Consider the following 15405-nt stretch of genomic DNA (forward strand, 5'->3'; position numbering starts at 1 on the left):
CCCGCGCCAGCGATTTCATCCGCCGGCCGTTGCGCGTCCGGCATGTTCGTTGCGCAATCAAGCTGTTTCGCGGCGATCCGTTGTGCCGGGGGTAGAGCCCTGGCCGGACGGCTACCCTCCGACGATGGCCAAGAAGTCCACGCAGGTCCAGTCGGTATCCGACACCTTCCGGGTGCACCCGGAGGACTTCGACCTCGCCAAGGTGGATCCGGCCGCGACGCCGGTCGGCCCGGAGTCGAAGGCCGAGGCCGCCGAGGACATGAGGACGATCGGCGACGAGCTGGACGCGCTCCAGGAGGCGCTGTACGCGGAGGGCGTCGGCGGCGGGCGTCGGCGGGTGCTGCTGGTGCTCCAGGGCATGGACACCTCCGGCAAGGGCGGCACGATCCGGCACGTCACCGGCCTGGTCAACCCGCAGGGCCTGCACATCTCCTCGTTCAAGAAGCCGACCCGCGCCGAGATGCGGCACGACTTCCTGTGGCGGGTCCGCCGGCGGGTGCCGCTGCCCGGCTACATCGGCGTGTTCGACCGGTCGCACTACGAGGACGTGCTGGTCACTCGGGTGGACAACCTCGTGCCGTCGACCGAGTGGCGGCGCCGGTACCGGCAGATCAACGCCTTCGAGGCCGAACTGGCCGACCAGGGCGTGACCACGATCAAGTGCTTCCTGCACATCTCGCCGGAACGGCAGCGGGAACGGCTCGTCGCCCGGCTGGAGGACCCGCTCAAGCGGTGGAAGTACAACCCGCAGGACCTCCAGGCGCGGGCCAAGTTCTCCCGCTACCAGCTGGCCTACCAGGACGCGCTGGTCAAGTGCGCGACGCCGGTCGCGCCGTGGTTCGCGGTGCCGTCGGACCGCAAGTGGTACCGCAACTGGGTCGTGGCCCGGCTGCTCCTGGAGACGCTGCGCGATCTCGCGCCCGCGTACCCGGAGTTCTCCTACGATCCGGCCGTCGAGTTGGAACGGCTCCGGGAATCCGACCCGTTGCGCTGAACGCAATCTTCGTTGCGCTTCTTGCTTTCACGTCGTGATCCAGTCCACTGTGGGACCCGCCGCGGGTGATCGAGCGGAGGTTCGGTGTGGTTGTGGACAGGCGTCGGTTCCTGGGGGCCGTTGGTGTGGGAGCGGGGATGTTGATGACCGAGGGTGTCGCCGGAGCGGAAGAGGGCGGAGCGGGCGGGTCACGTGCGGAGGTCCGCGTCTACCTGGGCACCTACACCTCCTGGCCGGGCGGTGGCACGGGCATCGGGCTCGGCGCGTACGACACCGCCACCGGCGGGCTGCGCGTGACCGGCGTGGTGGAGGACGTGCCGAACCCGTCGTTCGTGATCGCCGCGGGACGGCGGGTGTACGCGGTCAACGAGCAGTCCGACGGCGGCGTCACCGCGCTGGCGGTCGGCCCGGACGGCGTGCCGAAGGTGATCAACAGCCAGAGCACCGGCGGCGCGGACCCGTGCCACCTGGCCCTGCACAAGGGTTTCCTGCTGTCGGCGAACTACAGCTCGGGCAGCGTGTCCGTGCACCCGGTGCGGCCCGACGGCGGGCTGGGCGAGCGCACCGACCTGGCCGTGCACCGGGGCGCCGGACCGGACCCGGACCGGCAGGAGGCGCCGCACGCGCACCAGGTGCTGCCCGACCCGACCGGCGAGTTCGTGCTGGCCGTCGACCTGGGCACCGACTCGGTCTACAGCTACCGGCTCAGCGACCAGGGCAAGCTCACCCCGGCCGGCACCGCCCGCGTGCACGCCGGCGCGGGGCCGCGGCACCTGGCGTTCCACCCGTCCGGGAAGTTCGCCTACATCGCCAACGAGCTCGACTCCACGATCGTGGTGGCGGCCTACGACCGCGGTGCGCTCAAGCCCGGCCAGAAGGTGAGCACGCTGCCCGCCGGCGCGCCGACCACACCGCGCAACTACCCGGCCGAGATCCTGGTGTCGGCGGACGGCCGGTTCGCCTACCTGTCCAACCGGGGCCACGACAGCGTGGCCGTGTTCGCGGTGGAACGCGGTGGCGCGGCGCTGCGGCTGGTCGAGGCGACGCCGGTGGGCGGGAAGTTCCCCCGGCACATCACGTTGGACGCGACCGGGCGGTTCCTGCTCGCGGCCAACCAGAACTCCGACAACATCACCACGTTCGCCGTCGACCGGGCGACCGGGAAGCTGCGCCAGGTAGGCACGGTCGACGCGCCGATCCCGGTGTGCGTCGCACTGAAGGGTTAACTCCCGTCGGGTTAACTTCGGCCGGTGGCACAGTCCACAGTGGTACGCCGGGTTCATGAAGATGCTGGCGTTGGCACTGCTGATGGCCCTGACCCCGGCCCCGGCCGCACCGGAGCTCGTCGCGTTGGGTGATTCCTACGCGGCGGGCACCGGCGCGGGCGACGAGGCGTCCGACGCCTGCCGGCAGAGTCCGCACGCCCACCCGAGACTGTGGGCGCGGCGCAACGGCGCGTCCCTGGTGCCGGCCGCGTGCTCGGGGGCCGACACGGTCGCGGTGGCCAAGCAGGCGGAGCGCATCACGCCGTCCGCCACGCTGGTCACCATCACGGCGGGCGGCAACGACGCCGGGTTCACGGACGTCATGACGACCTGCACGATCAGCGGCGACGACGAGTGCGTGCAGCGGACCGGCACGGCGGAGCGGTTCATCCGGGACGAGCTGCCCGGCCGGCTGGACGCGCTGTACGAGGCGGTGCGCGACCGGACGTCGGCCAAGGTGGTCGTGCTCGGCTACCCGCGGCTGTTCTCGTTCGAGTCGTGGTGCCTGATGAGCGGGGCGAAGCGGCAGGCGGTGAACCGTGCGGCCGATCTGATGGCCGACGTGACGGGCGCGCGGGCCCGTGCGGCCGGGTTCAGGTTCGTCGACGTCCGCAAGGCGTTCGACGGTCACGGCGCGTGCGCCGACGAGCCGTGGGTGAACGGCCTGGTGCTGGTCCCCGTCGAGCGCTCGTACCACCCGAACCGCGCCGGCCACGAGTCCGGCTACCTCCCGGAGCTGACCGCAGCCACCTCATAACCAATTGGCGGCCTGGGGTGTCGATTGACGATGATGCCGGGCGTGAACCCTACGAATGGGCTTCGGCAGGTCGCGGCCACGCGTTACGTCACGCCCTTCCGGGAGGGTGGCTCGCTGCCCGGCCTGGTCGAAGCCGACGATCTCGGTATGTACGTGCTCAAGTTCCGCGGCGCGGGCCAGGGCGTGAAGGCCCTGATCGCCGAGATCGTGGTCGGCGAACTCGCCCGCCGCCTCGGCTTCCGGGTGCCGGAGATCGTGCTGGTCGAGCTGGACCCGGAACTGGGCCGGTCCGAGCCGGACCAGGAGGTGCAGGAGCTGCTCAAAGCCAGTGGCGGGCTGAACCTGGGGTTGGACTACCTGCCCGGCTCGTTCGACTACAACCCGGTGGTGCGGGAGCCCGGCGCCGACCTCGCCGCCCGGCTGCTGTGGCTGGACGCGCTCACGCTCAACGTGGACCGCAGCTGGCGCAACCCGAACACCCTGCTGTGGCACCGGGAGCTGTGGCTGATCGACCACGGCGCCTCGCTGTACTTCCACCACTCGTGGCGGCCGGAGAGGTTCCCGGCGGCGAGCTACCGGTTCGACGTGGCCGACCACCTGATGCTGCCGTTCGCGGGCGACCTGGCCGAGGCGGACGCCGAGCTGTCCGCCCGCGTCACGCCCGAGCTGGTGCGCGAGGTGCTGGCGCTGGTGCCGGACCAGTGGCTCGCCAAGGACGAGACGTTCGGCACACCGGACGCCGTGCGCGGGGCGTACGAATCGTTCTTCACCGCCCGCCTGGCCGCGCCGCGGACGTGGGTCGAACCACTGGAGGCCGCACGTGCCGCACGTGTTTGAGTACGCGCTGCTGCGCGCCGTGCCGCGGCAGGAACGCGGCGAGTTCGTCAACGTCGGGGTGCTGGTCTACTGCCCGGCGCTGGACTTCCTCGGCGCCCGCGTGCACGTGGACGAGCAGCGGGTCCTGGCGCTGGACCCGTTCCTGGACGTGGAGGTGCTGCGGGCGAACCTGGATCACCTGGGACTGTCGTGCGACGGCGTGCCGACGGCGGGCCCGGTGTCCCGCACGTCACCGGGCCAGCGGTTCCGCTGGCTGACCGCGCCGCGCAGCACGATCATCCAGACCTCGCCCACGCACACCGGCCTCACCGATGATCCGGAGGCCGAGTTGAACCGCCTGCTGGCGGCGCTCGTTCTCCCCCCTGACCACTAAGGTGGCAACCTCTCGCAGCGCACCGCGTCTTTAGGTGCGAGCAGTGACCGACACACGGACGGGGTCGCTTGATGAGCGCCGGATACCAGCAGGGCGGGTATCAGCAGGGCGGATACCGACAGGGCGGGCAACCGCGCCAGGGCGGTCCCCGGCAGCGGGGTCCCCAGCAGGGCGGGTACCAGCAGCCGCAGGCCGGGTACCAGCAGGCCGGACGACGTCCGGTGCCGGCGCCCAAGCGCCGCAGGCCCAGAATCGGGCGGATGATCGCCGTCGTGCTGGTCGTCCTGCTGGCGTTCGGCATCGGCATGTGGTTCTACGTGGACTCGTCGCTGCGCCGGCTCGACGCGCTGGGCGACTACGAGGGCCGGCCGGCCGACACCCCGGGCACCAACTGGCTGCTGGTCGGGTCGGACGCGCGCGACGACCTGACCGAGGAGCAGAAGGCCCAGCTGTCCACCGGTGACGCCGGCGGGCAGCGCACGGACACCATCATGCTGCTGCACATCCCGGACGGCTCCGGGAACTCCACTTTGGTCAGCATCCCGCGCGACTCCTATGTGGACATCCCGGGCAACGACAAGAACAAGATCAACGCGGCGTTCGCGTTCGGCGGCGCGCCGTTGCTGGTGCAGACCGTCGAAGGCGCCACGGGCATCCACATCGACCACTACATGGAGATCGGCTTCGGCGGGTTCGCCGGGATCGTGGACGCGGTCGGCGGCGTGGACATGTGCATCGAGGAGCCGATGCAGGACCCGTTGGCTGGCTTGGACCTCCAGCCCGGCTGCCAGGAGTTGGACGGCACGCAGGCGCTCGGTTTCGTCCGCTCGCGGGCGTTCGCCACGGCCGACCTCCAGCGGGTGGAGAACCAGCGCAAGTTCCTCGCCGCGCTGTCGGAGAAGGCGACCAGCTTCGGCACGCTGGTCAACCCGTTCAAGGCGTTCCCGCTGCTGTTCGCGGGCACGGACTCGATCTCGGTGAACTCCGACGACCACCTGCACAACCTCGCCGGCATGGCGTTCGCCATGGGCGGGGGAGTGGACACGGTCACCGTCCCGGTGGGCGGCACACCGACCGTGCCGGGCGCGGGCTCGGTCGTGCAGTGGGACCGGGACAACGCGCTGCGCCTGTTCGGCGCCCTGGAGAAGGACGAGCCGGTGCCGACCGACCTGCTCCCGCAGCCGAAGTAGCAGTTCTCGAACGACCGGCCGCCGGGGGCATTCACGCCCCCGGCGGCCGTTTTTCCAGGCCGCGCGCTGGGCCGCGGTGACCGGGAGGTCGAAGCCCTCATCGCCGCACAGGAGTCCTCGGTGACCTGATCCCGGGTCACCTCATCCAGTCCGGCGACGGCACGCCGGTGAAGTCGTTCCAGGCCAGGCAGTACTCCCGCGCGTGCGGGCCGACGTGCGGCCAGACCGGACGCAAGTCGAAGCCGCCGTCCCAGGCGGACAGCACGGCCTCCAGGAACCCGGTGGCCACGGCGTCCCGGCCGACCGGGTCGTCACCGGCGAGCACGCGGTCCAGCAGCCCGAGCAGCTCCGCCCGCTGCCGCTCGGTCAACTCGGCCACCCGCTCGGTGAACGACCGGCCGAGGCGGGCCAGCCGGATCGTGACGAGGTCGTCGTACTCGTCCGCCTCGGGCGCCAACCAGCCCCAGGAGTCCTCGATCTCCCGCAGCCACGCCGGCACGTCGGTCGTCGTCAGCTCGCGTCCAGCACGTCGCCGGAGGTGTGCTCGTCGGGTGCCTCCGTCGCGGTCTCCACGGTGGCTTCCGCGACGGCGGCGGCGGTCTGCACTGCCTCGGCGGCCTCGCTGACGAGGATGATCCCCTCGAACTGGCGCAGCAGATCGTCGTAGATCGGCGTGAGTGACACTTGGTAACCCCCAAAACGTGGTTCGTCCCCCCGAACGGGCCAAAGCAGCCTACCTATGGCCGCACCCTCGCTTCACCCGGTATTCGACAATTGGATCACCGCCAGGCTAACTGTCGGCTAAACACACCTGCCGGCCACAGGTTGTGGCGCCCGCTCACATGGGCGGTGCACCGCAGGTCACCTAGCGTTTCCGGTCATGACGAGTGTCCCCGGTCACAGTGACGACCTGTCCGGTCGCACCGCCCTGGTCACCGGCGCCGGCAGCGGCATCGGCCGGGCCTGCGCGATCGCCCTCGCGCGCGCCGGGGCGAAAGTGCACCTGGTCGACCGCGACCGCGACTCGGTCACCGACGCGGCCCGCGAGACCGCCGGCACCGAGCACGTGGTGGATCTGGCCGACCCCGACCCCGCCCGGGCCCTGCCCACCGAGGTCGACATCCTGGTCAACAACGCGGGCCTGCAGCACGTCGCCCCGATCCACGAATTCCCGCCCGACCGGTTCCGGCTGCTCCAGAGCGTCATGGTCACCGCGCCGTTCCTGCTCGCCCGGCACGTCCTGCCGCACATGTACCAGCGCGGCTGGGGCCGGGTGGTGAACGTCACCAGCGTGCACGGCTCCCGCGCCAGCGCGTTCAAGTCCGCCTACGTCACCGCCAAGCACGGCCTGGAGGGGCTGAGCAAGGTCATCGCCCTGGAAGGCGCGCCGCACGGCGTCACCAGCAACTGCGTGAGCCCCGGCTACGTGCGCACCCCGCTGGTGGAGAACCAGGTCGCCGACCAGGCCAGGGCGCACGGCATCGAGCCGGACCAGGTGCTGTCCGAGGTGCTGCTCACCCGGCACGCCATCAAGCAGCTCATCGAACCGGCCGAGGTGGCCTCCGTCGTGCTGTGGCTGTGCGGCGCGCACTCCGGCCACGTCACCGGCTCCTCCTTCACGATCGACGGCGGCTGGACCGCCCAGTAAGCCCGCGTCCCCCACCCCCGACGAAGTGGTGACCGACATGAGCAACGCCGCCCAACAGGTACCGCCGAAACCCTCCTTCGCCAAGGTCGTCATAGCCAGCCTGATCGGCACCACGATCGAGTGGTACGACTTCTTCTTGTACGGATCCGCCGCCGCCCTGGTGTTCAACAAGCTGTTCTTCCCCACGGCGGACCCGCTCACCGGCACCCTGCTCGCGTTCACCACCTACGCGATCGGCTTCCTGGCCCGTCCGCTGGGCGGGCTGGTGTTCGGCCACTTCGGCGACAAGCTGGGCCGCAAGAAGCTGCTCGTGCTCAGCCTGGTGCTGATGGGCGGCGCGACGTTCGCCATGGGCCTGCTGCCCACGTACGCCGCGATCGGCGTCGGCGCGCCGTTGCTGCTGACGTTCCTGCGGTTGGTGCAGGGCTTCGCGCTGGGCGGCGAGTGGGGCGGCGCGGTGCTCATCGTGTCCGAGCACGGCAGCGCGGAACGGCGTGGTTTCTGGGCTTCGTGGCCGCAGGCGGGTGCGCCGGCGGGCAACCTGCTGGCCACCGCGGTGCTCGCGGTGCTGGCCGGCGTGCAGAGCGACGAGGCGTTCCTGTCGTGGGGCTGGCGGGTGCCGTTCCTGTTGTCCGGCGCGCTCGTCCTGATCGGACTGTGGATTCGGCTCAGCGTGTCCGAGTCGCCGGTGTTCCTGGAAGCGCAGAAGAAGGCCGAAGCGCAAAAGATCCAGGAGAAGCCGCCGATCGTGACGGTCGTGCGCGAACACTGGCGCGAGGTGCTGATCGCGATGGGCGCCCGCATGGCGGAGAACGTGTCGTACTATGTGATCACCGCGTTCATCCTGGTCTACATCACCACGGAACTGGGCATGACGCGGTCCACCGGCCTGAACGCGGTGCTCATCGCCTCGGCCGTGCACCTGGTGACGATCCCGATGTGGGGCGCGCTGTCGGACCGCATCGGCCGCCGCACCACCTACCTGATCGGCGCGGTCGGCATCGGCCTGTGGATGTTCGCGTTCTTCGCGCTGCTGGACACCAAGTCGTTCCTGCCGATCACGCTGGCCGCCACCGTCGGACTCCTGCTGCACGGCGCGATGTACGGCCCGCAGGCCGCGTTCTTCTCCGAGCTGTTCGGCACGAAGGTCCGCTACTCGGGCGCGTCCATCGGCTACCAGCTGGCGTCCATCGCGGCGGGCGCCGTGGCGCCGCTCATCGCGACCGCACTGCTCGCCACGTACGACAGCACCTTCCCGGTCGTGCTGTACGTGCTGGGGATGTGCGTGCTGACCGTGATCGCCGTGCTGGCGGCGAAGGAAACCAAGGGCACCTCGTTGAACCGAACCGTCACCGAGCCCACATCGGTGTCAGCTTGACGTCCTCTCACAATCGAGCAACGTGAGATTCCAACTCACTACCAGCGCTGGGAGGCGGGGCAGCAGGTTGAGGTTCACGGTTCACAGGCGGGGCCACTGCCCCGCCTCCCCGTGCGGTCACCGCCCGTCCGGCGGCGATGTTCCTGGCCGCGTTCACGTCCGCGTTGCAGCTGTATCCGCAGGCGACGCACCGGAATCCCGCTTGGCTCTTGCGGGACTCCGGTGCGAGATGTCCGCGCGAAGAGCACTGCTGCGACGTGTACGCGGCGTTGACCTTCTGCACCCGTCCCGGAGCCTTCTCCCGCAGGCGGGTCACCAGCAGACTCCAAGCGTTTGCCAGGATGCGGCGGTTGAGGCTGGCTTTCTGCCGGACCCGTCGACCCGGTTCGTGGACAGTTCCCTTGGCCGACCGAGTCATGCTCCTGACTCGGAGATCTTCGATCCGGATCACGTCGAATTCGCGCGCGAGGGTGGTCGACGTCTTCTCGACCCAGTCCTTGCGGCGGTCCACCAAGCGTGCGTTCAACCTGGCGAGCGCGATCCTCACGCGCTCACGTCGTCGGGAGCCAGGTCTGCACCGGCTCAGCCTTCGCTGCAACGAGACCAATCGCTGTTGTTCGTGCTTGGTCAAGCCCGGACACCTGAGGAGGTCTCCGGTCGAAAGCGCGGCCGACACCACCACACCGCGATCCACTCCAACCGTCGCACCGTTCCCCGGTGCCGGAATCGGCTCCGGCGTCGTGGCGAATGCGATGTGCCAGCGTCGTGCACGATCGCGGGTAACCCGGTAGGACTTGACCCCGTGGGGTACCTCACGGCACCAGCGAAACCGAACCCATCCCACTTTGGGCACCCAGACCCGGCCGTGTCTGCGATTCAGCCGCTGGATGTGCCCCTGCTGTACGGCGACCTGACGAAACCCTTCGTCACGGCCGGCCTTCCGCCAAGTCGGACGACGATGTGTGCCGTTGAGGAAGTGCCGTACGGCTTGGTGAAAGTCGCGCAACGCCTGCTGCTGCACCGTATGAGACCCGGCACGAAGCCACGCGAATTCGCCACGCGCTTCGGTCAGCTGACGGGGCTCGTGGTAGTCCGGAGCCGAGGCGCGCCCAGGACGCCAGTACGAGTGCTGTTGGACCGTGAGGTTCCACACGAAGCGCGCGTGCGCGCAGTGCTCCAGAAGCAGAGCTTCCTGTTCTAGGGTGGGTGCGAGCCGATAGCGCGACACGGGATCAAACTAGCCGAAACCGTCGACGGGATCCGGTCATGGACGTCGCAATCCGCCGATTGGGGAACCGATGACCGATGGGGCGGACGCGGTGGAGCACCTGTTGGAGTTGCTCGGACTGCTCGCGACCGACGCGGGCAGTGAGCGGCTGGCGGCGGTGCTCCCCGCGGCCCGTGCGGCGGGGGTGCCGGACGGCGAGCTGGACCGCATCGCCCGCGCCACGGAGTGGGCGTTGCGGATTCGCCGCACGCTCACCGCGCACCGCCGCCGTGAAGCCGAACTGGAGGCGCTGTTCGACACCGCGAACGACCTGGCCGGCGTGCGCGACCCGGACGCCGTGCTGCGGTCGATCGTCCGCCGCGCCCGGCTGCTGCTGGGCGCGGACATCGCGTACCTGAGCATGAACGAGCCCGGCGAGCGCGGCACGTACATGCGGGTCACCGACGGCTCGATCTCCGCGCTGTTCCAACAGGTCCGGCTCGGCATGGGTGAGGGCCTGGGCGGGCTGGTCGCGCAGAGCGCGCAGCCCTACGTGACCGCCGACTACTTCGCCGACGACCGGTTCAACCACACCGGCCCGATCGACTCGGCGGTGCGCGACGAAGGTCTGGTCGCGATCCTGGGCGTGCCGCTGAAGCTGGACCGCCGGGTGATCGGCGTGCTCTACGCGGCCAACCGCTCACCGCGCCAGTTCCCGCCCGACGAAGTGGCGCTGCTGTCGTCGCTGGCCGACCACGCCGCCATCGCGCTGGACACCGCTCACCTGCTGGAGGAGACCCGCACCGCGGGCGAGACGATCCGCGCGCACAACGAGGCCATGCGCCGTGCGGAGGACGCCCACGACCGGCTCACCGACCTGGTGCTGCGCGGCGCGGACGTGCCCGAGGTGGCGGCGGCCGTGGCCAAGGTGCTCGACGGCGGGATCGTCGTGCACGACAACGACGGCGCGGAACTGGCCTGCATCGGCACGTCCCGCGCCCTCACGCCACGTGCTGCGGTGAACGCCTCCCGCGCCAGCGGCCGTGCCATCCCGCAGGACGGCACGTGGGTGTGCGCCGTGCTGGCGGGCCGCGAACTGCTGGGCAGCATCACGCTCACCGACCGTCCCGACCTCGGCGACGCGGACCGCAGGCTGTTCGAACGCGCGGGCGTCGTCACCGCCCTGCTCCTGCTCCTGCGCCGCACGGTGGCGGAGGCGGAGAACAAGGTGCGCGGCGAGCTGATCACCGACCTGCTGACGTCCGCGGTCGATTCGGTCGCACTGCGCGCCCGTGCCCGCCGGGTCGGCGTCGAACTGGCCGCCGACCACGTGGTCCTGGTCGCCGACGGTCCCCGCGACCGCCTCCTCGCCGCCGCCGCCCACCACGCGTCCGCTTCTCGTGGTCTGGCGGGCGTGCACGGCGAGCACGTGGTGCTGGTGCTGCCCGGCGCGGACCTGTCCTGCGCGGCGAAGGACGCGGCGCGGATGCTGGGCAAGGCGGTCGGCCTGCCGGTGACCGTCGGCTCCGGTGGACCGGCGCACGGTCCGGAGGGCGTGGCCACCGCGCACGCCGAGGCCGTGCGGTGCCTGAAGGCGTTGCTCCAACTGGACCGGCAGGGTACCGGCGGCACGCTCGCCGACCTGGGGTTCGTCGGCGTGCTGCTGGGCGACCGTGCCGACGTCGCCGGTTACGTCCGCTCCACCCTCGGCCCGCTGCTGGACTACGACGCCGGCCGAGGTACCGAACTGGTCCGCACGATCACCGCGTACTTCGCCTGTGGCGCGAACCTGAGCCGGGCGAAGGACGAGCTGCACGTGCACGTGAACACCGTCGTGCAGCGCCTGGACCGGGTGGCGAGCCTGTTGGGCGAGGATTGGCAGTCACCGGAGCGTGTGCTGGAGGTCCAACTCGCGCTGAAGCTCATGCGCGTGCTCGGCCACTAACGCGACGGACCGGCCGTCGAGACGAGAGGAACCAAGCCGCGTGCGGCATGTGCTGAACCTGTGGCGTCAACAGCTCGGAGAAGTGCCCGACTCAGTCTGGCAACGCACCGAGCTGGAGGTGCTGATCCTCGCCGACAACGGCCTCACGGTCCTCCCACCAGGGATCGGGCGGCTGCGCCGGCTGACCACCCTGGATCTCGGCCACAACAACCTCACGTCCGTGCCCGACGAACTGGGCGACCTGGCGGCCCTCAGCGGCTGTCTCTACCTCCACGACAACGACTTGCCCCGACTGCCGGACTCACTGGCCAACCTGACCCGGTTGCGCTACCTCAACGTCGGCGAGAACACGCTCACCGCCCTGCCGGAGGCCATCGGCCGGATGACCGACCTGATCGAGCTCCGGGCCCAACACAACCAGCTGACAACCCTGCCCGACAGCCTCGGCCACCTCCGCAACCTGCGTGAACTCTGGCTCCGAGGCAACGCCATCGACCGCTTGCCACCGTCAGTGGTCGACCTCCACGAACTACGCCACCTGGACCTGCGCGAGAACGCCCTCGCCGAACTGCCGGAAACGCTGGCCACCCTCCCGCGACTACGCCAACTCGACGTGAGGAGCAACCACCTCACCCACCTGCCGGATTGGCTCGTCCGGATGCCCTCACTGGAGAAACTGGACCTGCGCTGGAACCCGTGCGAACCCCCGCCGTCGCTGCTGACGGCTCTGGAGCAGCGAGGATGCGTGGTCCTGACCTGACCCGAGCCCTGACGTCGAACCGGGCGCACACCGGCGAACGCTGCGCAAGGGTCCCCGCCAAGGGGAACCCTTGCTTTTATCCTGCCGGTGACCACCGACAATTCCGGCCCCTCGCCGTTGGTTCGCTAGGTCATGGAGAGGGTTCTGGAGATGACCCGGCACAACCTGCGGCCCCGCGATCCGCGCGGTAGGTCCCGCCGCTCGGCCGCCCCCAGAGCACGCCGAGCGGCGGGACCCCGCGATCAGGACAGGGCGCACTCCGTTGTGTGCACCGTTGCCGGACGGGGGACGGTTGTCGACGCGGGTGGGCGGGTGCCCGACAGCCAGCCCTCCAATGCCGTGAACGCTGAGCGGTGGCATGGGGTCAGCGGTCGTAGGCGGTCTGGGAATGCGTCGAACAGCGAGTCCACGTGGGTGCCTCCCTCGATCCGGTAGTAGCGGAACAGGGCGCCTCGCCCTGACCGGCGCACCATGTCCGCGTACACGTCGGAGTCCTGGGAGATGGGCAGCAATACATCCAATGTGCCGTGCAGGGTGAGCAGCGGCCTGCCGATGCGTCCCGTCAACGCGATCCGTGAGACGGCCCGCTGCGCCTCCGGTCGTGAGAAGTAGTCGTAGTCCGCGTCGCACAGCGGTGTGCCGGGCGCGCAGAACGGGGTGCCGGCCTCGACCCCGCCGTCCCACGTCGGGTCCAGTTCCTCGCGGTAGATCCGCTGGGTCAGGTCCCAGTAGTACTGGTGGTGGAACGGCCACAGGAACTCCGACTCGGCGGGGAACCCGGCCGCCACCACCGCCGCCCGGTCACCGGTGGCGTACCCGGTCAACACCGGCGGCAGGAACGTCAGCAGGTTCGGGCCCCGCGTGGTCCACAGCGTGCCCTCCCAGTCGACGCCGCCGTCGTACAGCTCGGGGTGGTTCTCCAGCTGCCAGCGCACCAGGTAGCCGCCGTTGGAGATACCGGTGGCCAGGGTCCGGGACGGCGGGCGGCAGTACCGCTGCGCCACCACGGTCTTCGCCGCACGGGTCAGCTGGGTGACCCGGTGGTTCCACTCCACGATCGCGTCACCGGGCCGCGTGCCGTCCCGGTGGAACGCCGCACCGGTGTTGCCCTTGTCGGTGGACGCGAACGCGTACCCGCGGGCCAGCACGAAATCGCTGATCGCGCGGTCGTTGGCGTACTGCTCGCGCACGCCGGGGGAGCCCGCCACGACCAGGCCGCCGTTCCAGCGCTCCGGCAGCCGGATCACGAACTGCGAGTCGTGCGCCCAGCCGTGGTTGGTGTTGCCGGTGGAGGTGTCGGGGAAGTAGCCGTCCACCTGCGTTCCCGGCACGGGTGTCGGCGCGGGCAGGCCGGCCGGGGTGAGCCCGGCCCAGTCGGCGGGATCGGTGCGCCCGCCCGCGGTGGACAGGTCGGCGAGGTGGGTCAGTTCCTGGTGCGCGGCACCGGGAACGCGCAGGGTCCCGCATCCTTGGGCGGACGCGGGAACGGCCTGCGCCGTGGTCGCGAGGAGTGCTGCGATCAGCGGAACGGCGATGTTCACCCCTGGCACCGTAAAACCGTTCACGTTGCGCCGTAATGGCTCCCGCCGCCATGCCGGGCCGCGCCGATGTGGTGCGGTGAGCCATCGTGCCGCCCCGCAAGGCCTTCTACGGTCGAGAAGCGGACAAGGAGGTCCGCATGCGCATTCCGACACTGGTCGCCCTGTTGACGGCCGCGTTACTGATCGCGCCGGTGCCGCAGGCCCACGCCGCAAGTGTCACCGAAGTCCCGGCGTTCGGGTCGAACCCCGGGAACCTGAAGATGTTCCGCTACGTGCCGGACGGCCTGCCCGCCGGCCGACCGCTGGTGGTCGTGCTGCACGGCTGCTCCCAGGACGCCGGTTACGGCACGTCCAGCGGCTGGGTGTCGCTGGCCGAACGGCTCCGGTTCGCCGTCGTGCTGCCGCAGCAGCAGAGCGCGAACAACCTCGGCAAGTGCTTCAACTGGTTCCAGGCCGCGGACACCACCCGCGGTCAGGGCGAGGTCGCGTCGATCGCGTCGATGGTGACGCGGATGAAGGCCGACTTCGGCACGTCCACGACCTACGCCACCGGCCTGTCGGCGGGCGGGGGGATGACGTCGGCGCTGCTCGCCACGTACCCGGAGGTGTTCGCCGGCGGCGGCGTCGTGGCCGGGCTGCCGTTCGGCTGCCCGGTGACCACCGTGATCGACGCCTACAGCTGCATGAGCCCGGGCAAGGACCTCACCGCCCGGCAGTGGGGCGACAAGGTGCGCGCGGCCAGTGCCCACCGCGGCCCGTGGCCGACCATGACCGTGTGGCACGGCACCGCGGACTACACCGTCGCGGTGGCCAACCAGCGGGAGATCGTCGAGCAGTGGACCGACGTGCACGGCACCGATTCCACCGCAGATGTCACCGACACCGTGGCGGGTTACCCCCATGCGGTCTACCGCGATAGCGCTGGGTCACCGGTCGTGGAAACCCACACCGTCACTGGAATGGGTCATGGTCAACCTGTCGATCCCGGTACGGGGTCGCAGCAATGTGGCGCAGCGACGGCATATGTGCTCGACGTCAACGCCTGCGCGGCGTGGTACCTCGCCCAGCAGTGGAGCCTTTAGTCGCACGAGCGGGTGATTTTTGCAGACCTCGGCAGGAGTAGCTGAGTTGACCCAGCGAAGTTCGCACTGCCAGGTGATTTACGTTCACCCGGCGTGAGGTGTCTGCTTCCGGGGTGACTGAGCAACGGCGCTCTAAGCGCAAAGACCAGGAGTGGGACCTGATCCGGCGCATCCAGAACCTCGCCCACCGCGCCGAACGCACCGCGTTCGACCATTCCAACCTCGTCGGTCCGCCACCGTCCCAGCACCACTTGGACATCCTGGCGGAGATCCGTGCGCTCACCGAGCAGGCGGTGGCGCAGCGGATGCCGAGATCGACGACTCTGCCCCGCCAGGCGGAGCCGGTCGAGGATACGAAGGTCTCCGCACCCGTTCGCTGACGCCGGCGCGGGCTGGGCCTGCTCCCAGCCCGCACGGACTCCCCCGGG

General features: G+C 70.2%; 16 protein-coding genes. 12 read left to right on the plus strand and 4 right to left on the minus strand.

Going from position 1 to position 15405, the window contains the following annotated elements:
* Positions 1–124 precede the first annotated feature (124 nt).
* From ALI22I_RS09125 to ALI22I_RS09150, 6 genes are all read left to right on the plus strand, one after another.
* Positions 125–994 (plus strand): PPK2 family polyphosphate kinase, encoded by an 870-nt coding sequence (locus ALI22I_RS09125; protein WP_077005031.1) that lies wholly within the window; start codon positions 125–127, stop codon positions 992–994.
* 143 nt (positions 995–1137) lie between these two features.
* Entirely contained in the window at positions 1138–2220 is a 1083-nt protein-coding gene (locus ALI22I_RS09130) for a lactonase family protein (protein ID WP_238598237.1), read from the plus strand.
* A gap of 55 nt (positions 2221–2275) precedes the next feature.
* Complete coding sequence (locus ALI22I_RS09135; RefSeq protein ID WP_077005032.1) at positions 2276–3016, plus strand: SGNH/GDSL hydrolase family protein; 741 nt, start codon at positions 2276–2278, stop codon at positions 3014–3016.
* Positions 3017–3049: 33 nt separating this feature from the next.
* Entirely contained in the window at positions 3050–3853 is an 804-nt protein-coding gene (locus ALI22I_RS09140; protein ID WP_077005124.1) for a HipA family kinase, read from the plus strand.
* Positions 3837–4226 (plus strand): DUF3037 domain-containing protein, encoded by a 390-nt coding sequence (locus ALI22I_RS09145; RefSeq protein ID WP_077005033.1) that lies wholly within the window; start codon positions 3837–3839, stop codon positions 4224–4226. Before ALI22I_RS09140 ends, ALI22I_RS09145 begins: the two co-directional genes overlap by 17 nt.
* A gap of 71 nt (positions 4227–4297) precedes the next feature.
* The gene (locus ALI22I_RS09150; RefSeq protein WP_083751581.1) at positions 4298–5416 is read left to right on the plus strand and encodes an LCP family protein; all 1119 of its coding nucleotides are present in this window, start codon (positions 4298–4300) and stop codon (positions 5414–5416) included.
* A 136-nt stretch (positions 5417–5552) separates the two neighbouring features.
* Here the strand turns inward: ALI22I_RS09150 and ALI22I_RS09155 are convergent, their stop codons facing one another.
* Entirely contained in the window at positions 5553–5915 is a 363-nt protein-coding gene (locus ALI22I_RS09155) for a hypothetical protein (RefSeq protein WP_077005035.1), read from the minus strand.
* Between the two features lie 11 nt (positions 5916–5926).
* Positions 5927–6100 carry a hypothetical protein gene (locus ALI22I_RS50605; protein ID WP_179118165.1) on the minus strand — a complete coding sequence of 58 codons (174 nt, stop codon included), beginning with the start codon at positions 6098–6100 and terminating at the stop codon, positions 5927–5929.
* Positions 6101–6296: 196 nt separating this feature from the next.
* Here ALI22I_RS50605 and ALI22I_RS09160 point away from each other — a divergent pair, with 196 nt between their 5' ends.
* Positions 6297–7064 carry a 3-hydroxybutyrate dehydrogenase gene (locus tag ALI22I_RS09160; protein ID WP_077005036.1) on the plus strand — a complete coding sequence of 256 codons (768 nt, stop codon included), beginning with the start codon at positions 6297–6299 and terminating at the stop codon, positions 7062–7064.
* A 37-nt stretch (positions 7065–7101) separates the two neighbouring features.
* Positions 7102–8442: an MFS transporter gene (locus tag ALI22I_RS09165; protein WP_077005125.1), complete on the plus strand. Its 1341-nt coding sequence runs from the start codon at positions 7102–7104 to the stop codon at positions 8440–8442.
* A 7-nt stretch (positions 8443–8449) separates the two neighbouring features.
* Here ALI22I_RS09165 and ALI22I_RS55500 read toward each other — a convergent pair whose 3' ends face one another.
* A complete protein-coding gene (locus ALI22I_RS55500) occupies positions 8450–9670 on the minus strand; it encodes an RNA-guided endonuclease InsQ/TnpB family protein (RefSeq protein WP_077005037.1) in 1221 nt (406 codons plus the stop codon).
* 70 nt (positions 9671–9740) lie between these two features.
* Between ALI22I_RS55500 and ALI22I_RS09175 the strand changes: the two genes are divergently transcribed.
* Both ALI22I_RS09175 and ALI22I_RS09180 read left to right on the plus strand, forming a co-directional pair.
* Positions 9741–11594 (plus strand): helix-turn-helix domain-containing protein, encoded by a 1854-nt coding sequence (locus tag ALI22I_RS09175; protein WP_077005038.1) that lies wholly within the window; start codon positions 9741–9743, stop codon positions 11592–11594.
* Between the two features lie 40 nt (positions 11595–11634).
* Entirely contained in the window at positions 11635–12354 is a 720-nt protein-coding gene (locus tag ALI22I_RS09180) for a leucine-rich repeat domain-containing protein (protein ID WP_083751582.1), read from the plus strand.
* A 242-nt stretch (positions 12355–12596) separates the two neighbouring features.
* Here ALI22I_RS09180 and ALI22I_RS09185 read toward each other — a convergent pair whose 3' ends face one another.
* Complete coding sequence (locus tag ALI22I_RS09185; protein ID WP_443216910.1) at positions 12597–13895, minus strand: alpha/beta hydrolase family protein; 1299 nt, start codon at positions 13893–13895, stop codon at positions 12597–12599.
* Between the two features lie 137 nt (positions 13896–14032).
* On the opposite strand from ALI22I_RS09185, the gene ALI22I_RS09190 reads away from it, so the two are divergent.
* Positions 14033–14977: an extracellular catalytic domain type 1 short-chain-length polyhydroxyalkanoate depolymerase gene (locus ALI22I_RS09190; RefSeq protein ID WP_077005127.1), complete on the plus strand. Its 945-nt coding sequence runs from the start codon at positions 14033–14035 to the stop codon at positions 14975–14977.
* Between the two features lie 113 nt (positions 14978–15090).
* Positions 15091–15357, plus strand: coding sequence for a hypothetical protein (locus tag ALI22I_RS09195; RefSeq protein WP_077005040.1), 267 nt, complete (start codon positions 15091–15093; stop codon positions 15355–15357).
* The last annotated feature ends 48 nt before the right edge of the window (positions 15358–15405 follow it).

It is taken from the genome of Saccharothrix sp. ALI-22-I (assembly GCF_001984175.1).
Lineage (GTDB): Bacteria > Actinomycetota > Actinomycetes > Mycobacteriales > Pseudonocardiaceae > Actinosynnema.

Coding starts and splice junctions, on each gene's coding strand:
- ALI22I_RS09125 (WP_077005031.1), top strand. CDS start 125: ATGGCCAAGAAGTCCACGCAGGTCCAGTCGGTATCCGACACCTTCCGG.
- ALI22I_RS09130 (WP_238598237.1), top strand. CDS start 1,138: ATGACCGAGGGTGTCGCCGGAGCGGAAGAGGGCGGAGCGGGCGGGTCA.
- ALI22I_RS09135 (WP_077005032.1), top strand. CDS start 2,276: ATGAAGATGCTGGCGTTGGCACTGCTGATGGCCCTGACCCCGGCCCCG.
- ALI22I_RS09140 (WP_077005124.1), top strand. CDS start 3,050: ATGCCGGGCGTGAACCCTACGAATGGGCTTCGGCAGGTCGCGGCCACG.
- ALI22I_RS09150 (WP_083751581.1), top strand. CDS start 4,298: ATGAGCGCCGGATACCAGCAGGGCGGGTATCAGCAGGGCGGATACCGA.
- ALI22I_RS09160 (WP_077005036.1), top strand. CDS start 6,297: ATGACGAGTGTCCCCGGTCACAGTGACGACCTGTCCGGTCGCACCGCC.
- ALI22I_RS09165 (WP_077005125.1), top strand. CDS start 7,102: ATGAGCAACGCCGCCCAACAGGTACCGCCGAAACCCTCCTTCGCCAAG.
- ALI22I_RS09175 (WP_077005038.1), top strand. CDS start 9,741: ATGACCGATGGGGCGGACGCGGTGGAGCACCTGTTGGAGTTGCTCGGA.
- ALI22I_RS09190 (WP_077005127.1), top strand. CDS start 14,033: ATGCGCATTCCGACACTGGTCGCCCTGTTGACGGCCGCGTTACTGATC.